The organism is Mucilaginibacter lappiensis (assembly GCF_900155965.1).
In the GTDB taxonomy this organism is placed as follows: Bacteria; Bacteroidota; Bacteroidia; order Sphingobacteriales; family Sphingobacteriaceae; genus Mucilaginibacter; species Mucilaginibacter lappiensis.
In genome coordinates this window covers 25,557-42,212 of the sequence record NZ_FTMG01000026.1, presented here as the reverse complement: position 1 = coordinate 42,212, position 16,656 = coordinate 25,557, and the positions used below count along the sequence as shown (strand labels likewise).

The window sequence follows — 16,656 nt, the reverse complement described above, 5'->3', positions numbered from 1 at the left end:
AAGTAAAAGTAAGGGTAAACCTGCCGTCGGTCAGATCTTCAAACAAATGGCCCAGGGCTTGCTGAACAGCAAATACATTGGCTGGGGTGCGTTTGCCAGGCGGCTAAGGGGACGTAAAGGGCCGGCAGTCGCCATAAAGGCTACTGCAAGAAAACTTGCCGCTCAATATTGGCGCCTGATCGTCAAGGGAAACGAGTTCGTTGAAAGAGGTATGGAGGCCTATCAAACGATCCTTATCCAGCAGAAAAAGAAGCGCTTAGAAAAGTTAGCCCTCGAATTAGATATGAAACTTGTACCTGCTTAATTAAGTATGTCATGGGTAGGAACGAAGGATCTATTCTACAATTGAAAAGTCTGATATCAGATGCTTCACTCCGTTCAGCATGACAAAAGATTTGAAGCCGGCACTAAAACAACAAATGTCATCTTGAATAAGATATGAGGAGCATATCTTCTACGTGGGATGCATCCAAGTCAACTGTGCAAACGTTGGCTGTCTGGAAAATGTGTACCTTTAGGCATACCTTTTATTTGGTAACAATAGCTTAAAATCTACTCATTTAGTGCATGTTAAAAAAATCAATAATTTTCCTTTGTATAACGTTCCTTTTCACTATTGATCATAAAACAAACGCTCAACTGTTAATCACACCCAAACGAGAGTTTAGAGGAGCGTGGCTATGCACCGTATCTAATTTAGACTGGCCTTCAAAACCCGGATTATCTTCTACAATACAAAAGCAAGAGCTATTGACTATTTTAGACAGCTTACATTCATCAGGAATAAACGCGGTTATGTTCCAGGTTAGGCCCTCAGCAGATGCTTTTTATGGCAGCGGACCCGAATTATGGAGTCGCTATTTAACCGGAAGGCAAGGCTTACCGCCCAACCCTTATTACGATCCCTTAACTTTTATTATTTCCGAGGCACATAAAAGAGGGATGGAATTACATGCCTGGTTTAATCCATACCGGGCATCTATGGATTTAATAGCATCTCATTTTAATGACAAGCACATTAGTAATCAAAAACCCGAATGGTTCTTTAATTACGCCGGACAAAAAATATTTAACCCCGGCCTCCCCCAGGTCAGGCAATATATTACAAGTGTTATTATGAACGTTGTTAGAAATTATGATATTGATGGCGTGCACTTTGACGATTATTTTTATCCTAATGAAGTTCATGGCAAGCCTTTACCGGATTTGGCAGCTTACAAATTATATAATCCTGATAGTTTAAATATCAAAGATTGGCGACGACAAAATGTGGACGTTTTAATCCATGATTTAACAGACAGTATACATGCCTGTAAATCATACATAAAATTTGGTATAAGTCCTTTTGGTGTTTGGAAAAATAAACAGCAGGACGCCGATGGTTCTCTTACAAATGGGGGCTCATCTTATTATGAATTATATGCAGACACCAGGAAGTGGTTAAAGAATGGATGGATAGATTATATTAATCCGCAGCTTTACTGGCCCATAAAGCATCGCTTAGTGCCTTTTGAAAAACTATTGGAATGGTGGAGCAATAATACTTATGGCAGGCATCTTTATATTGGTCAGGCAGCCTATCGGGCACAGGAAAACGTCCAGGGCTTTCGTAATCGTAGTGAACTTTCAGATGAGATCAGGTATGTTCGTGGGAATGCGCGGGTACAAGGAAGCGTTTTCTTTAGAGCGAAGTCCTTAATAGACAATTTAGCGGGACTGAAAGATTCTTTGAAGAATAATTTCTACAACCGTCCCGCTTTACCGCCAGTAATGCTTTGGTTAGACAGCATACCTCCCAATGCCCCTCAGAATGTAATTGCTAAACAATTGGCCAACAAATCCATCCAAATAAGCTGGACAGCTCCCATAAAGGCGAAGGATAATGATTTGGCCTATGGGTATGTTATTTATCGTTTTAATGACGGGGAAAAAATACAGATAGATAATCCCCGGAACATCATCAATATTTCATTTGAAGATACCACCACATTTGTTGATAATACAATTACGAGACCGGGTAAATATATTTATCTCGTTACGGCAATTGACAGAATAAAAAATGAAAGTTTGAATTCTAACCCGGCACCGGTCGAAGTGAAGTATGTAGTCTATGGCCGGTATTATCACCGCACCACCCCACAGGATTCAATCAAAGCAGAATAACCATATTTATTCGGTATTCAGTATTCGATATTACCTCTTCATCTGTTATGGTCAAATACTTCAAAACTGTATATTTTAATTGAGCCGGATTGTAGTTAGTTTTGTTCCATAATACAAATTACATCATGCCTATGATCTCCGTTTTAGATTATCTTAAACATCAGTTAGCCGGTACGCTTACTCCGGATATGGAAACCCTTATGAGATATCCAACAGCGATATCCCGCACTTTAGCCATCAATATAGCAGCAGTAGATCACGGAACCGCCACCGTTGAAATTGATGCCGATGCACTGATCCATGGAAACCAGCAAGGTACAGTCCACGGCGGACTCATCTGCGAACTAGCAGATGCAGCCATCGGCACAGCACACTCCACATTGATGAAAGAGGGACAATCCTTTACCTCGATAGAATTAAAAATAAACTTTTACCGTCCGGTATGGAAATCAAAGTTAAGAGCCATTGCCACCCCTTTACAAAGCGGCAAAACTATTTCGCATTACAAGTGTGAAGTAAAAAACGAAGAAGACAAAGTGGTGGCCATGGTGACCAGTACGGTAATGACGCTTCATGAAGATAAGGCAGCAGGACGCTAGTGGGTCGATAAATGTAGAATATCGGATGCTGAATATCGAATTACAAAGTACTACTATCTTTTATCCTACACTTCGATATTCTGCATTCAAAATTCATTATTCGATATTACTTCTTAATTACAAAGTACCACTACCCTTTATCCTACACTTTGTCATCCGTCATTCAAAATTCATTATTCGATATTACTTCCTGCGAAACCCCAAACTACCTATATTCGCAACATGCTTGATATACTCATTATAGGTGGCGGCCCAATTGGTTTGGCTTGTGGTTTGGCTGCTCAAAAGGCGGGGTTAAGTTTTGTTATTATTGAAAAAGGCTGCCTGGTTAATTCGCTTTATAATTACCCATCAACCATGACCTTCTTTTCTACATCAGAAAAACTGGAAATTGGCGGAGTACCTTTTGTAACCGTACATAATAAACCCACCCGTAATGATGCTTTGGAGTATTATCGCCGTGTAGCGCTTTCCAACCATCTACCCATCAACCTATTTGAGGAAGTGACCAATGTTACCACCGAGAACGGCACTTACACCATAACTACGAGTAAAGCTACCTATCAGGCCAAAAGGGTGATCCTTTCCACCGGCTTTTATGATATCGCGGTTAACCTGGATATCCCGGGCGAAGATCTGCCTAAAGTAAAACACTATTACCAGGATCCGCATTTTTACACCCTGCAAAAAGTAGTGGTGGTTGGCTCCAGCAACTCGGCCATCGACGTGGCATTGGAAACCTATCGTAAAGGCGCCGAAGTTACGCTGGTGATCCGCGGCGGTGAAGTAAGTAATCGGGTGAAATACTGGGTTCGGCCAGATATTATCAATCGCATCAAAGAAGGCAGTATCAAGGCTTATTTTAATTCTAACCTTCAGGCCGTCCGCCCGCACGAAGTAGATATCCAGACGTCCGAAGGCCTGGTAACCATCCCCAATGATTATGTAATGGCTATGACAGGTTACCAACCTAATTTTGATTTCCTGAAGAAGCTGGGCATTGTATTGTCTGAAGATAAATTCATCCCACAATACAATCCCGAAACTATGGAAACCAACCTGCCGGGCTTGTACCTTGCCGGTGTAGTTTGCGGTGGTTTAGATACTCACCTGTGGTTTATCGAAAACTCGCGTATCCATGCCAATATGATCATCAATGATATCGTAAATAAACGCTGATCAGACATCTATCTTCCCGCAATATATCTCATCTGAATAAATTACCTATTCATTATCAGATAGTTATTGATTTTAATTTTATTAAATAGTACTATGTATTGCATATTACTATTTAAAACACTTATCTTTATTTCAGTTTTAAACCACATAAAGTAAAAACCATGAAATCAACCATTATTGCACTGCTGCTGTTATTGGCCGGCAGTACCGTGTGTCTGGCGCAATGCGACAAAAAATTAAGACTCGTAACCTCCAAAACAGAACACCTGGATGCCAGTGGCAACCTGGAGCGGACTGAAGACGAGCAAACCGTTATTGAAATAATTGACAAGAAAATCTCGGTTAATATCGAAAACGGAAAACAAACTCTTACAGGAACCATCAAATCAAATACCTGTAACTGGACAACACCATTTAAAGAAGGAAAATCGGTGATTAACACCACCATCAGCGATGAAGACGGAAACGGTGAAAAAGAGTATACCCTCACCATTGAAGGCAAAGATGGCAAGGTTACCCTGACCGCCGAAAGCCCGCAAATGCCGGATCATAAGCTAAGATTTGTTTTAGACAAATTTGAAGAGAAGAAGTAACGATAACATCCTAGCCTTTGCTACTTATCAAAAATTTTAAGTATATTTATATCATTAGGGCCCGGTTCTCTTTTATCCAGAGATCCGGGCTGTTTATTTAAAGGAAAGCAAGACCCAAAACCGACTGTTTTATATTTAGTTATCTGAATAACAATTAGTTAGTACTTTTTAAACCTTTCAAAACCCATCAAAAATTTGTTAAAAAGTGTTAAAATGGCGTTAAAGTTCTGCTAAAGTGGGTAATTATCGAGTCTTTTTACCTTGTTTTTGACTAAAAAAGTGTTAAAATTTAAGGTTTAAAAAGTTTTAGAGAAGGTATCAGATCAGGAGTATTCTAAAAGCTAAAACGCAAGCCGTAAAAAAACGAATATAATCTTAACGTTATTAAATCATTTTTTTCTTGCATAAGTAAAATTTTATGCAATAATTTGCACCCAAATTAAAAACACAGTAAATACCACAAAAAAATGAATCTACAAAGCTTAAATAAGCCCGCAATAAGAGCAACATTTGCTCCGGCTGCCGCTGCTTTGGTTTCAACTGTTTTTTTATGCTGCCCTCCCCGACGAAGGCCCTATATGCCAAGGGTTTGAATTAATTTCCTGTAACAAACCCCGCCAAAAGAAAAAAGCTTTAAACTTATTCTTTTAAAAACCATCTAATTATTAAGGCCTTAAAAGCCAATTAATTTAACGGTAATATCTATTTTAATGACCATACAAGATTTTGATATTCAGGTTGCTACTGCACAACATGTAGATTATGCGCCTCAAATATGTGTTGAAATGGCCGAATCGGCCAAAGCCCGCGGCACAGGTATAGCCCAGCGCTCACCAGAATATGTTGCTAATAAGATGCTGGAAGGCAAGGCTGTTATAGCGCTGCATAAAGATGGCACCTGGGCCGGTTTCTGCTATATTGAAACCTGGAGCCACGGCGATTTTGTGGCTAACTCAGGTCTTATTGTTAATCCGCAATTTCGTAAAGCAGGTTTGGCAAAAGCCATTAAGCACCGTGTTTTCCAGCTTTCCAGAACTAAATATCCCGAGGCTAAAATATTTGGTTTAACAACTGGTCTGGCTGTAATGAAGATCAATTCAGAAATAGGCTATGAACCAGTAACTTATTCAGAGCTTACCCAGGACGAAAACTTTTGGGCAGGCTGCAAAAGCTGTGTTAACTATGATATTTTAATGAGCAAGGAGCGTAAAAACTGCATGTGTACCGCCATGTTGTTTGATCCTGCCGAAAAACAAAAGCAGGACGAAGAGAAAATGAAAAGGATCACACACAAAGCTACCCTGCTTGAACGCATTGAAAACGCCATCAAGAAAAGAATACACCACGATAACGATTAAGGGTTTATAATAACAAATACACATAAATTAAAAAGAAAAAGCTTTAAGCCTTCCGCTTTTAGCTTTAAGCTCAAAAAAAGATGAAGAAAAAAGTAGTATTAGCGTATAGCGGTGGATTAGATACCTCATTTTGCTGTATTTATTTAACACAGGATCTTGGTTATGAAGTTCACTCCGTTATAGTAAACACTGGTGGTTTTAGCGACGAAGAGTTAAAAGGAGTTGAAGAACGTGCCTACAAAATGGGCGTTACCTCGCACCATGTGGTTGATGAAACCAAAAACTTTTACAACACCTGTGTTCGCTTTTTAATTTATGGTAATGTTTTAAAAAATAACACCTACCCCCTTTCGGTAAGTGCCGAACGCGTAAGCCAGGCAACGGCCATTGCTAACTATGCTAAAGAAATAGGTGCAGAATATGTAGCACATGGCAGTACCGGTGCCGGTAACGACCAGGTGCGTTTTGACATGATCTTCAACATCCTGGTACCTGAAGTACAGATCATCACCCCTATCCGCGACTTAAAACTAAGCCGCGAGGAAGAGATCGAGTATCTGAAAAAACATGGCGTTGATATGAACTTCGAAAAAGCGAAGTACTCTATCAATAAGGGTATATGGGGAACATCTGTAGGTGGTAAAGAAACGCTTACCTCCAACTTAGGATTACCCGAAGAAGCTTGGCCTACCCAGGTTACTGAATCGGAAGTAAGAAACCTGGAGCTTTCTTTTGAAAAAGGCGAACTGGTTGGTATTGATAACCAAAAATTTGATCACCCAACAAAAGCTATACAGGCTTTGCAGGCTATTGCACAACCTTATGGCATTGGCAGGGATATTCACGTGGGCGATACTATTATTGGCATCAAGGGCCGCGTTGGCTTTGAAGCTGCCGCACCAATGGTGATTATCAAAGCTCACCATACCTTAGAGAAACACGTATTAACCAAATGGCAATTGACCTGGAAAGACCAACTGTCCGCTTTCTACGGAAACTGGCTGCATGAAGGACAGTTCCACGACCCTATTATGCGCAACATGGAGGCATTTTTAAGCGATACCCAGCAAAACGTAAGCGGCAAGGTATTTGTACAACTGCACCCGTATCGCTTCCAGGTAATAGGTATCGAGTCGGAGCACGACCTGATGTCGAACAAATTTGGTAGCTATGGCGAAATGAATAATTCATGGTCTGGCGAGGATGTTAAAGGATTCTCTAAAATATTCGGCAACCAGGTTATGATCTATCACAAGGTTAATAATCAATCACAAAATGATTAATATAGCTTTTTCAAAGGGTGAATGCCTTGACCACTATAACTGGGGTGATGACTGCCATGGCTGGACTTTTATTGATACTGAGGCATTATCTGTTAAACAGGAATTAATGCCACCGGATACCGCCGAACAGTTACATTACCACGAAAAGGCCACACAGGTATTCTTTATCTTAAAAGGGAGAGCTACATTTCATATCGATGGCAACGTTACGGAACTAAAACCGGAACAAGGAATCGAGATCTTACCCGGTCAAAAGCATTTTATTAGTAATAACGATCGAAGCGATCTCGAGTTTATTTTATATTCTTATCCATCAACAAACCATGACAGGATCAACCTCAAATAAAGTACGTGCGGGCATTATTGGCGGTGCGGGATATACCGGTGGTGAAATGTTGCGTATACTCATCAACCACCCTCATGTGGAGATAGCTTTTGTACATAGCAACAGCAATACCGGCAATTATGTTCATGAAGTTCATACCGACCTTTTTGGCGATACCAATCTGCGTTTTACCGGCGAGCTGTCATTTGCTATTGATGTGCTTTTCCTATGCGTTGGCCATGGTGATGCAAAGAAGTTTTTGGAATCGACAGTTATCCCTGATCATATCAAGATAATAGATCTAAGCCAGGATTTCCGTCTGACTCAAAGCTCTAAATTCAAAAATAAAAGCTTTGTGTACGGGCTGCCTGAGTTAAATCGCGAAGCCATAAAAACAGCTGCCAATATTGCTAATCCTGGCTGTTTTGCAACTTGTTTACAGTTAGGTTTATTGCCACTGGCATCAAAAGATCTATTGAATAATGAGGTCCATGTGGCCGCCACAACAGGGTCAACGGGTGCAGGTCAAAGCTTAGCTCCTACTTCTCACTTTACGTGGCGAAATGATAACCTATCTGTTTATAAAGCATTTAATCATCAGCACCTAAATGAGATAGGTCAATCACTAAGGCAATTGCAGGGCAATTTCAATAAAGCAATCAACTTTATACCCTATCGCGGCGATTTTACCCGTGGCATCATTGCTTCAATATATACAGAAAGCGACCTGAGTGAAGAGAAAGCTTTAGATTTATATAAAAACTACTACGAAGGTCACCCTTTTACGCATGTGACCAATCGCAATATCGATTTAAAGCAAATTGTGAATACCAACAAGTGCTTTATCCAAGTGAGTAAGCACGAGGGTAAACTATTAATCATCAGCATACTGGATAATTTACTTAAAGGCGCCTCGGGCCAGGCAGTACAAAACATGAATTTGTTATTTGGCCTTGATGAGCGCGCAGGGCTACGACTCAAGGCAACCGCTTTTTAAGCAGAAAACTTAAGGCTGTTGCCACGAATTTGCATAAGTAAATAACACATTAACGAAGTAAGGGCTATGCTGATTAGCCTTATTAAAACACAGAGGAAGGAAAAGAGCTTTTTGCTTTCGGCCTTCCGCTTTTAGCTTAAATAAAATGAATTTATTCGACGTATATCCTGTTAACCCCATAAATATAGTAAGAGGCCAGGGCAGCCTGGTTTATGACAATCACGATAACGAGTACCTGGATATGTACGGCGGTCATGCGGTAATATCTATTGGTCATACTAATCCGCACTATGTAAAACGTTTAGAAGATCAACTTCATCAGCTGGGTTTTTACTCTAATTCTATCGAGATCCCAATTCAAAAAGAGCTGGCCGCTAAATTAGGTAAAGTATGCGGTAAAGATGATTACCAGCTATTTATGTGCAACTCCGGTGCCGAAGCCAATGAGAATGCTCTAAAACTAGCATCGTTTTACAACGGTAAAAAGAAGGTGATTGCTTTTAGAAAAGCGTTTCACGGTCGTACCTCTTTGGCCGTGGCCGTAACTGACAATCCAAAGATCGTAGCGCCTATAAATGAAACAGATAATGTGATATTTTTGCCATGGGCTGATGAAACCGCTTTAGAGCAAGCATTTGCCGACCATGGAAACGAAATATCATCAGTTATTATTGAAGGCATACAGGGTGTTGGTGGTATTCAGGTAGCCCCTGAAAGCTTCCTGCAAAAGATCCGTTCTTTATGCGATCAGCATAACGCTGTTTTTATAGCCGATTCTGTTCAATGCGGTTATGGGCGTACCGGTAAGTTTTTCTCGCAGGATTTTGCGGGCATTAATGCCGATATCTATAGCATGGCCAAGGGCATGGGCAATGGTTTCCCGGTTGGTGGCATCATTATCTCCCCTAAAATACAACCTGCTTATGGTATGCTGGGCACCACTTTTGGTGGTAACCATTTGGCCTGTGCCGCTGGTTTAGCGGTATTGGAAGTGATAGAGCAAGACAACCTGTTGCAAAATGCAGCAACCATTGGCGAATACCTGATCAAAGAGCTTAAGAAATTGGAACAGGTTAAAGAAGTTCGTGGCCGGGGACTGATGATTGGTATTGAATTACCAGAAGAACTATCAAACGCACGTAAGGACCTTTTATTTAAACATCATATTTTCACAGGTGAAGCCAAGCCCAACGTGGTAAGGTTATTACCTGCTTTAAATTTAACCAAAGCACACGCCGACAGATTTTTAGAGGCTTTTGTAAATGTTTTAAACCAATAATTCGCTATTAAATATCCGGGCTAATGAAACTATTCTCTTCTGTAAATGATGTTGCCAATATCAACGCTCTTGTAAAGGAAGCTTTGAAGCTTAAACAAAATCCGTATGCCAATCAGGATTTAGGTAAAAATAAAACCTTGGCACTGGTATTTTTAAACCCAAGTCTGCGTACCCGTATGAGCACTCAAAAAGCAGCCCTTAACCTGGGTATGAATGTAATGGTGCTTAATATTGATAAGGAAGGATGGGCTTTAGAGCTCCGTGATGGTGTGATCATGGATGGCAGCACTGTAGAGCATATTCGCGAAGCTGCGGGTGTTATGGGGCAGTATGCAGACATTATCGGCGTACGATCATTCCCTGGTTTAAGAAATCGTGAAGAGGATTATAGCGAAATGATATTCAACAAGTTCGTGCAGTTTTGTAAAGTGCCGGTGGTGAGTTTGGAGTCGGCTACACGTCACCCGCTACAAAGTTTAGCGGACCTCATCACCATCGAAGAATTAAAAAACGTAGCCCGCCCAAAGGTCGTACTAACCTGGGCCCCGCACATTAAACCCCTGCCACAGGCTGTACCTAATTCATTTGCGGAGTGGATGTGCAAAGCCGATGTTGATTTTACGATTGCCCAACCAAAAGGTTATGAACTTTGTGCAGATTTTACGCAGGGTGCAAATATCATTTATGACCAGGATGAAGCATTAACCGGCGCCGATTTTATCTATGTAAAAAACTGGTCGGCCTATGAGCCTTACGGCAATATCCTTGGTAAAAACGAAGAATGGATGCTGACCAATGAAAAATTGAAGATAACCAATGACGCCAAAGTAATGCACTGCTTACCTGTACGTCGAAACCTGGAACTATCTGATGAGATACTCGACGGGCCAAATTCAATAGTAGTACATGAAGCCGGGAACCGGGTTTGGGCTGCTCAAGCAGTATTAAAACAAATGCTGGAGAGTTTGTAGCTTTAACTCGACATGGGTAAGGTTTATGATATATTGCTTGATGAAGTTAAAATAGGAACCTCTCGGCTCGAAAATGCGGACGCTCCTATGGGTGTGGTATTTGGGCGCATTGATTTTATCGATCCGAAATTAGGATACCAGTTTTTCAAGAACTATTGTTTACAAAACAAGGTAGATTTTACAGATTATCCTGAAGATAAATTGATATCTACCAGGATGATACCCGATTTAAATGTATACGATAAAAGCGGTTATGAGATAAAAGGGTTGGCATCCTCTATTTCCGGGATGGATAGTGATCAATTTGATATTTCAATTGAAGGAATTTCCTATCCATTTTACCAGGAAGAGTTTCCTCATCATGTAAAAGCTTATCAAGAAATGCTTAAACAAATGAAGTAATTGGACGGTGAATATCTAATTTTATAGAATGTACATCCCCTCCTTCAACAAATTCGAAAGCGAGCAAGAGGCCATCGTCTTTATGCAGCGTTATAGTTTCGCTACTATAGTTACTTCTGTTGATGATATACCGGTTGCTACCCACTTACCATTTATAGTAGAACAACGTGATGATAAGCTGGTCTTATCATCACATTTCGCAAAAGCCAATCCGCAGGCAACAGGTATAGAGGGCAAAAATGCACTCGTAATCTTTACCGAACCCCACGCCTATATATCACCCACTAACTACGAAAAGGAAACCAATGTACCCACCTGGTATTATCTGGCGGTACACGCGTATGGCAAAGTCACTTTACTCAACGAAACATCAGATCTGCTTGCCCGTACCATCAGCAACTACGAAGAAAATTACCTGCAGCAATGGAATAACCTGACCGATGACTACAAGCAAAAAATGATGAAAGGGATCGTCGGTTTTGAAATTATAGTGGATGACCTGCAAGCCAAAAAGAAGCTAAGCCAAAACCGCAGTGAACAGGAAAAAGAAAGCATCATCAATACTTTAAGTAAGAGTATTAATACTACTGAAAATGAGACAGCTGAATACATGAAGCTCATCAAACTCAAACACTAATTTCTTACTTATATTTTACTTTGGATCAGGATCAATCGCCCGGGTCTTAATATCAAAATAACGAACGATCAGGCGGTTATCGCTATTCTTGGTAAAGTAAGATATGGCCCAGCTAAAAAATATAGTTCCCTTATTGGTGAATCCTGCTAATGACATGATGTGCACCACACCCCATATCACCCAGGCTATAAATCCCTGTAGGTGAATTTTACCAAGATCGGCAACAGCTTTGTTTCGACCAATAGTGGCCAGCGACCCTTTGTCATTATATTTAAACGGGATGGTGGCTTCGCCGTTAATCATACGAGCCAGGTTTTTTGCCAGATGCTTCCCCTGCTGTATCGCTACTTGCGCTACACCGGGGTGACCGTTTGGCGTGTCGGTTGTAATCACAGCTGCAACATCCCCAATAGCAAATATATTTGCATAACCATTTACCCGGCCAATTCCATCTGTTTGGATACGGTTACCTTTGGTGATAGATGTCTCGGGCATGCCTTCGGGTACCTCTCCTTTTACACCTGCAGCCCATAATACATTACGTGTTAATATAGTGGTGCCATCGTCAATTTTAAGTTCGGTACCATTGTAGCTTTGCACATGTACGCTATTAAATATGGTTACGTCCATATCCAATAAAAACTTTTTGGCCTTTGCAGATGCGCCAGATGAAAACGAAGCTAACAGTTCTGGCTTCCCTTCAACCAGGTAAACCTTCATGCTATGCTTACGCAAGCCATGATAATCCTTCATGAGTATCAGTTGGCGCATTTCGGCCAAAGCGCCAGAAAGTTCAACTCCGGTTGGGCCTCCCCCTACTACCACAAATGTCATTAAAGCCGCCTTTTCTTCAGGATCTTTAGCAACTAATGACATTTCCAGATTCTGCAATATCAGGCTGCGCAGATTAAGCGCTTCAGGAATATTTTTCATAGGCATAGCAAAATGCTCTATTTCTTTGTTCCCAAAAAAGTTGGTATTTGAACCTGTAGCTATAATCAGGTAATCAAAATAAATAGTACCTATATTAGTAGTAAGTGTATTGTTTTCCGGATTTACGCGCTCCACTTCGGCCAGGGCAAACCTAAAATTATCCTGTTTGGTAAATATCCTCCTGATAGGGAATCCGATAGAATCAGCAGCGATACCACCGGCAGCCACCTGGTAAAGCAAAGGCTGAAAGGTATGATAATTATGCTTGTCTAACAAAAGCACATCTACTGGCGCATTCTTAAGATTTTTGGCTAGTTCCAGACCTCCAAATCCTCCACCTATAATAACTACACGGGGTTTTGTACTTTTCTTTTGATCCATAGAAAAAACTTTAAGCAAGTTTAGTGCCTTAAAACTCAATATTACTAATTATTTCATAATCAAATTGTAAAGTTACACAGATAATACTTTAATCATTTTTTAACATTTTTTGAATAAAATACACTATAAATTCATATTTTTAGCAAGTTCCTGTTTAATTTAATAGGAATTTAACATCAAGACGGTTACATTACTATTAACAATGGATAAAACTGATACAGTTTCGGAAAATTCTGTCACATTACAGGAAAATAAAAGCTTGTACATCATAAAAATAGGAGGAAACGTAATTGATAACTCCGAAAACCTGTATCGTTTCCTGAAAGATTTTGAAGGGCTGGATGGTTTTAAAATATTAGTACACGGCGGTGGCAAGGTAGCTACCCAAATTGCCGAAGAATTAGGCATCGAAGCCAAAATGGTTGATGGCAGGCGTATCACCGATATTGAAACCCTAAGAGTGGTTACTATGGTATATGGTGGTTTGATCAATAAAAACATAGTGGCGCAGTTACAGCGTTTCGGTAACAATGCTATTGGCCTTACCGGGGCTGATGGTAATTTTATAAGAGCAAAAAAACGCCTGGTTAAAACCATTGATTATGGTTTTGTGGGCGATATTGATAAGGATTCTATTAATCCGGAAAATATAAGTCGATTAATAAAGGCAGGCTTTACCCCTGTTTTTTGCGCATTAACGCATGATGGCGAAGGACAATTACTAAATACCAATGCCGATACTATTGCTTCGGCACTGGCTGTATCATTGTCATCATTATATAAAACCACGCTTATTTATTGCTTTGAGAAGAAAGGTGTACTTCAGGATATTAATGATGAAGAATCACTGATCAGGGAAATTGACACGATACGTTACGAAGAATTAAAAGCCCAGCATATTATACATAGCGGCATGTTACCCAAACTTGACAATGCTTTTACCGCCATTTCCTGTGGCGTAAAAGCGGTGATCATAGGTAAATCTGACGATCTGGGACAATTAAAAGAAAATAAACCATTTGGAACACGTTTAAGCAAAAACGCATGAATTCATCACAGCATTTAGCCATTTTAGGCTCTGGTAACATCGGGCTGTCATTAGCCAAAGGGTTGGTAAAAGCAAATATTTGCAAGCCCCAGCAAATTTCACTCACCCGCCGCAATGTATCGGCGCTGGCGGAGTATACTCAATTGGGATACCACACAACCGACAATAATACTAAAGCGGTAAAAAAGGCCGATATTATTGTTTTGGCGGTACTTCCCCAACAGCTTAACAAGCTACTGGATGAAATAAGGCCTGCCATAAAAGCGGATAAGCAACTGATCATTTCTGTCATATCAGGGGTTACCTGCAATGATATCCGGCAACAGCTTGATTTGAATGTACAGGTAATACGAGCCATGCCTAATACAGCAATAGCTATTGGCCACTCCATGACCTGTATTGCTACTGACAACGGTACCAATAAAAACATAAACCTGGTAAAATCTCTTTTTGATACCGTGGGTATGAGTATCCAGATCAATGAAGAACTCATGACCTCGGCAACGGCTCTCTGTGCTTGTGGTATTGCATTTTTCCTGCGCTCTATACGTGCAGCCTCACAGGGCGGTACCGAAATAGGGTTTCATGCGCATGATGCCTTAAAAATGGCAGCCCAAACGGCTAAAGGCGCTGCCGACTTGCTGTTACAGTTGTCGTCGCACCCGGAGCAGGAGATTGATAAGGTTACTTCGCCAAGCGGATGTACCATTGCCGGCTTAAATGAAATGGAACATAATGGTTTTAGTTCGGCCATGATTAAGGGCATTAAGCTCTCAGCCCAAAAGGCAGGCGATCTTTACAAAAAAGACGAATAAGTACAACATCAAATATCCTTTTATTTTGATAGCTGGCATATTGATATGATATACCGGCTTAAATAATACACATAATACAATAACCTAAAAACCAATTTCTTAAACGCGCCACATTAACTAAAAAGTCACTATTTTGTCGATGGTATAGTTTTGGTGTTGATGTGCTAAAAGCGTTTATTTTTAAAAATGTTAACAGTCGAAAAAATCGGCGGTACTTCTATGACCGCCTTAAATGATGTTATCAAAAACATCATCCTATTTGAACGCTCCGGACAACAATTGTACAATCGCATCTTTGTAGTATCGGCCTTTTCGGGAGTAACTAATCTCCTGCTCGAAAATAAAAAAACTAGTGCTCCTGGTGTTTATCACAAGCTGGCTACCTATAAAGATTTTCATAAACCACTTAAAGCCCTGATCGTAAAGCTAAAGCAGATCAATAAGAGTTATGAAAGTCTGGGGCTGAACATTGCCGAAGCCGATAAATTTATTGAGCAACGCCTTAAGGATGCGCAAACCTATCTGGAAAACATAGCCAACATCCTGGCTTCGGGTTATGTCAATAAAGATGATGTTTTGCTGGCTGCCCGCGAGATCCTGGCATCGATCGGCGAAAGCCACTCGGCTTTTAACTTTACCAATATCCTGCAAAACATGGGTATCAACGCCACGTTTGTTGATTTGAGCGGCTTTCATGACCATCGTTCTTTCACCATCGATCAACGTATTAAGAAAGATCTGCAGGATATCGATTTTGAAAATACGATCACTATTGTAACCGGTTACACCAAAGGTACTGAAGGTATTATGCGGGAATTTGACCGGGGCTATTCGGAAGTTACTTTTAGTAAGATAGCCGTAGCTGTTAAGCCAGAAGAAGCCATCATCCATAAAGAATATCACTTGTGTACAGCCGATCCCGAGCTGGTTGGGGTAGAGAATTGCTTCCCGGTAGGTAATACCAACTATGACGTGGCAGACCAGCTGGCTGATGTGGGCATGGAAGCTATACATCCTAAGGCATCAAAACCATTGGAGATACATGATATCGACCTTCGCATCAAAAACACCTTCCAACCAGAACATCCGGGAACACTAATAACCCGCCAATATATCTGCGATAAAAAACGGGTTGAAGTAATTACAGGTACAGAGCGCGTAATGATGATTGATATTTACGATCCATCCATGGTAGGTAATGTGGGTACGGATTTTCACATCATGCAGCTGTTCTATAAGTTCGGTGTGAGTTATACTTTTAAGGCCACCAGCGCCAATAGTATCTCTATAGTGATATGGGATAAGGATTTCAATAAAAAACTGATACAAGAGCTCGAAAACGATTATGAGAAAGTAACGGTAGAAAAAATGGCTATGGTTTGTCTAATAGGCTCCAATATGGATCAACCGGGCTTACTGGCTAAATCTGCAACGGCATTGGCTCAAAAAGGCATCAATATTAAGAGTTGTGGTTTTGCCCTGCGTAAGGTCAATATCCAGTTCCTGATAGCACGTGAAGATTTTAAAGAAGCAATAAAAGCATTGAACAAGGCGATGATATAAATTTTTACAATTCCTTCTCAGGAGTATAAAAGTGGGTTTACACTTTAAAGGCATTATATAGCATATATTACACACAAATATTTGATTTTTAATAATTTATAATCATATTAATCATAAAAAGTGTAAACCA

At 40.5% G+C, this 16,656-nt stretch carries 16 protein-coding genes and 1 pseudogene; 16 read left to right on the top strand and 1 reads right to left on the bottom strand.

Annotation, left to right across the window (positions count from 1 at the left end; translation table 11 throughout):
• The 13 genes and pseudogenes from BW976_RS29630 to BW976_RS28000 all read left to right on the top strand — a co-directional run.
• A pseudogene (locus BW976_RS29630) lies at positions 1-304 on the top strand (hypothetical protein); the annotation flags it as partial.
• A 263-nt stretch (positions 305-567) separates the two neighbouring features.
• A complete protein-coding gene (locus BW976_RS28055) occupies positions 568-2,163 on the top strand; it encodes a glycoside hydrolase family 10-like protein (RefSeq protein ID WP_076378879.1) in 1,596 nt (531 codons plus the stop codon).
• A gap of 131 nt (positions 2,164-2,294) precedes the next feature.
• Positions 2,295-2,762, top strand: a complete 468-nt coding sequence (locus tag BW976_RS28050; protein WP_217696307.1) for a PaaI family thioesterase — start codon at positions 2,295-2,297, stop codon at positions 2,760-2,762.
• A gap of 222 nt (positions 2,763-2,984) precedes the next feature.
• Entirely contained in the window at positions 2,985-3,941 is a 957-nt protein-coding gene (locus BW976_RS28045; protein WP_076378875.1) for a YpdA family putative bacillithiol disulfide reductase, read from the top strand.
• A 161-nt stretch (positions 3,942-4,102) separates the two neighbouring features.
• Positions 4,103-4,534, top strand: a complete 432-nt coding sequence (locus BW976_RS28040) for a hypothetical protein (protein WP_076378873.1) — start codon at positions 4,103-4,105, stop codon at positions 4,532-4,534.
• A 710-nt stretch (positions 4,535-5,244) separates the two neighbouring features.
• Positions 5,245-5,892 carry an N-acetyltransferase gene (locus tag BW976_RS28035; protein ID WP_076378871.1) on the top strand — a complete coding sequence of 216 codons (648 nt, stop codon included), beginning with the start codon at positions 5,245-5,247 and terminating at the stop codon, positions 5,890-5,892.
• A gap of 80 nt (positions 5,893-5,972) precedes the next feature.
• Positions 5,973-7,175 (top strand): argininosuccinate synthase, encoded by a 1,203-nt coding sequence (argG, locus tag BW976_RS28030; protein WP_076378869.1) that lies wholly within the window; start codon positions 5,973-5,975, stop codon positions 7,173-7,175.
• Positions 7,168-7,521, top strand: coding sequence for a cupin domain-containing protein (locus BW976_RS28025; protein WP_076378867.1), 354 nt, complete (start codon positions 7,168-7,170; stop codon positions 7,519-7,521). Before argG ends, BW976_RS28025 begins: the two co-directional genes overlap by 8 nt.
• Positions 7,499-8,497, top strand: coding sequence for an N-acetyl-gamma-glutamyl-phosphate reductase (argC, locus tag BW976_RS28020; RefSeq protein ID WP_076378865.1), 999 nt, complete (start codon positions 7,499-7,501; stop codon positions 8,495-8,497). The genes BW976_RS28025 and argC overlap by 23 nt, the downstream gene beginning before the upstream one ends.
• 145 nt (positions 8,498-8,642) lie before the next feature.
• Positions 8,643-9,776, top strand: coding sequence for an aspartate aminotransferase family protein (locus BW976_RS28015; RefSeq protein WP_076378863.1), 1,134 nt, complete (start codon positions 8,643-8,645; stop codon positions 9,774-9,776).
• 23 nt (positions 9,777-9,799) lie between these two features.
• Positions 9,800-10,747 (top strand): N-acetylornithine carbamoyltransferase, encoded by a 948-nt coding sequence (locus BW976_RS28010; RefSeq protein ID WP_076378861.1) that lies wholly within the window; start codon positions 9,800-9,802, stop codon positions 10,745-10,747.
• Between the two features lie 12 nt (positions 10,748-10,759).
• Positions 10,760-11,149: a hypothetical protein gene (locus tag BW976_RS28005; protein ID WP_076378860.1), complete on the top strand. Its 390-nt coding sequence runs from the start codon at positions 10,760-10,762 to the stop codon at positions 11,147-11,149.
• Positions 11,150-11,177: 28 nt separating this feature from the next.
• Entirely contained in the window at positions 11,178-11,786 is a 609-nt protein-coding gene (locus tag BW976_RS28000; protein ID WP_076378858.1) for an FMN-binding negative transcriptional regulator, read from the top strand.
• Between the two features lie 15 nt (positions 11,787-11,801).
• Here the strand turns inward: BW976_RS28000 and BW976_RS27995 are convergent, their stop codons facing one another.
• Positions 11,802-13,100, bottom strand: coding sequence for an NAD(P)/FAD-dependent oxidoreductase (locus tag BW976_RS27995; protein WP_076378856.1), 1,299 nt, complete (start codon positions 13,098-13,100; stop codon positions 11,802-11,804).
• A 202-nt stretch (positions 13,101-13,302) separates the two neighbouring features.
• Here BW976_RS27995 and argB point away from each other — a divergent pair, with 202 nt between their 5' ends.
• The 3 genes from argB to BW976_RS27980 all read left to right on the top strand — a co-directional run bounded on the left by argB (position 13,303) and on the right by BW976_RS27980 (position 16,526).
• Positions 13,303-14,148: an acetylglutamate kinase gene (gene argB, locus BW976_RS27990; RefSeq protein ID WP_076378854.1), complete on the top strand. Its 846-nt coding sequence runs from the start codon at positions 13,303-13,305 to the stop codon at positions 14,146-14,148.
• A complete protein-coding gene (gene proC / locus BW976_RS27985) occupies positions 14,145-14,963 on the top strand; it encodes a pyrroline-5-carboxylate reductase (protein WP_076378852.1) in 819 nt (272 codons plus the stop codon). The genes argB and proC overlap by 4 nt, the downstream gene beginning before the upstream one ends.
• 186 nt (positions 14,964-15,149) lie before the next feature.
• The gene (locus BW976_RS27980; protein WP_076378850.1) at positions 15,150-16,526 is read left to right on the top strand and encodes an aspartate kinase; all 1,377 of its coding nucleotides are present in this window, start codon (positions 15,150-15,152) and stop codon (positions 16,524-16,526) included.
• The last annotated feature ends 130 nt before the right edge of the window (positions 16,527-16,656 follow it).

Excerpts from the sequence above, each read along its gene's own strand:
- BW976_RS28055 (WP_076378879.1), top strand. The coding sequence starts at position 568 with ATGTTAAAAAAATCAATAATTTTCCTTTGTATAACGTTCCTTTTCACT.
- BW976_RS28050 (WP_217696307.1), top strand. The coding sequence starts at position 2,295 with ATGATCTCCGTTTTAGATTATCTTAAACATCAGTTAGCCGGTACGCTT.
- BW976_RS28045 (WP_076378875.1), top strand. The coding sequence starts at position 2,985 with ATGCTTGATATACTCATTATAGGTGGCGGCCCAATTGGTTTGGCTTGT.
- BW976_RS28040 (WP_076378873.1), top strand. The coding sequence starts at position 4,103 with ATGAAATCAACCATTATTGCACTGCTGCTGTTATTGGCCGGCAGTACC.
- BW976_RS28035 (WP_076378871.1), top strand. The coding sequence starts at position 5,245 with ATGACCATACAAGATTTTGATATTCAGGTTGCTACTGCACAACATGTA.
- argG (WP_076378869.1), top strand. The coding sequence starts at position 5,973 with ATGAAGAAAAAAGTAGTATTAGCGTATAGCGGTGGATTAGATACCTCA.
- BW976_RS28025 (WP_076378867.1), top strand. The coding sequence starts at position 7,168 with ATGATTAATATAGCTTTTTCAAAGGGTGAATGCCTTGACCACTATAAC.
- argC (WP_076378865.1), top strand. The coding sequence starts at position 7,499 with ATGACAGGATCAACCTCAAATAAAGTACGTGCGGGCATTATTGGCGGT.
- BW976_RS28015 (WP_076378863.1), top strand. The coding sequence starts at position 8,643 with ATGAATTTATTCGACGTATATCCTGTTAACCCCATAAATATAGTAAGA.
- BW976_RS28010 (WP_076378861.1), top strand. The coding sequence starts at position 9,800 with ATGAAACTATTCTCTTCTGTAAATGATGTTGCCAATATCAACGCTCTT.
- BW976_RS28005 (WP_076378860.1), top strand. The coding sequence starts at position 10,760 with ATGGGTAAGGTTTATGATATATTGCTTGATGAAGTTAAAATAGGAACC.
- BW976_RS28000 (WP_076378858.1), top strand. The coding sequence starts at position 11,178 with ATGTACATCCCCTCCTTCAACAAATTCGAAAGCGAGCAAGAGGCCATC.
- BW976_RS27995 (WP_076378856.1), bottom strand. The coding sequence starts at position 13,100 with ATGGATCAAAAGAAAAGTACAAAACCCCGTGTAGTTATTATAGGTGGA.
- argB (WP_076378854.1), top strand. The coding sequence starts at position 13,303 with ATGGATAAAACTGATACAGTTTCGGAAAATTCTGTCACATTACAGGAA.
- proC (WP_076378852.1), top strand. The coding sequence starts at position 14,145 with ATGAATTCATCACAGCATTTAGCCATTTTAGGCTCTGGTAACATCGGG.
- BW976_RS27980 (WP_076378850.1), top strand. The coding sequence starts at position 15,150 with ATGTTAACAGTCGAAAAAATCGGCGGTACTTCTATGACCGCCTTAAAT.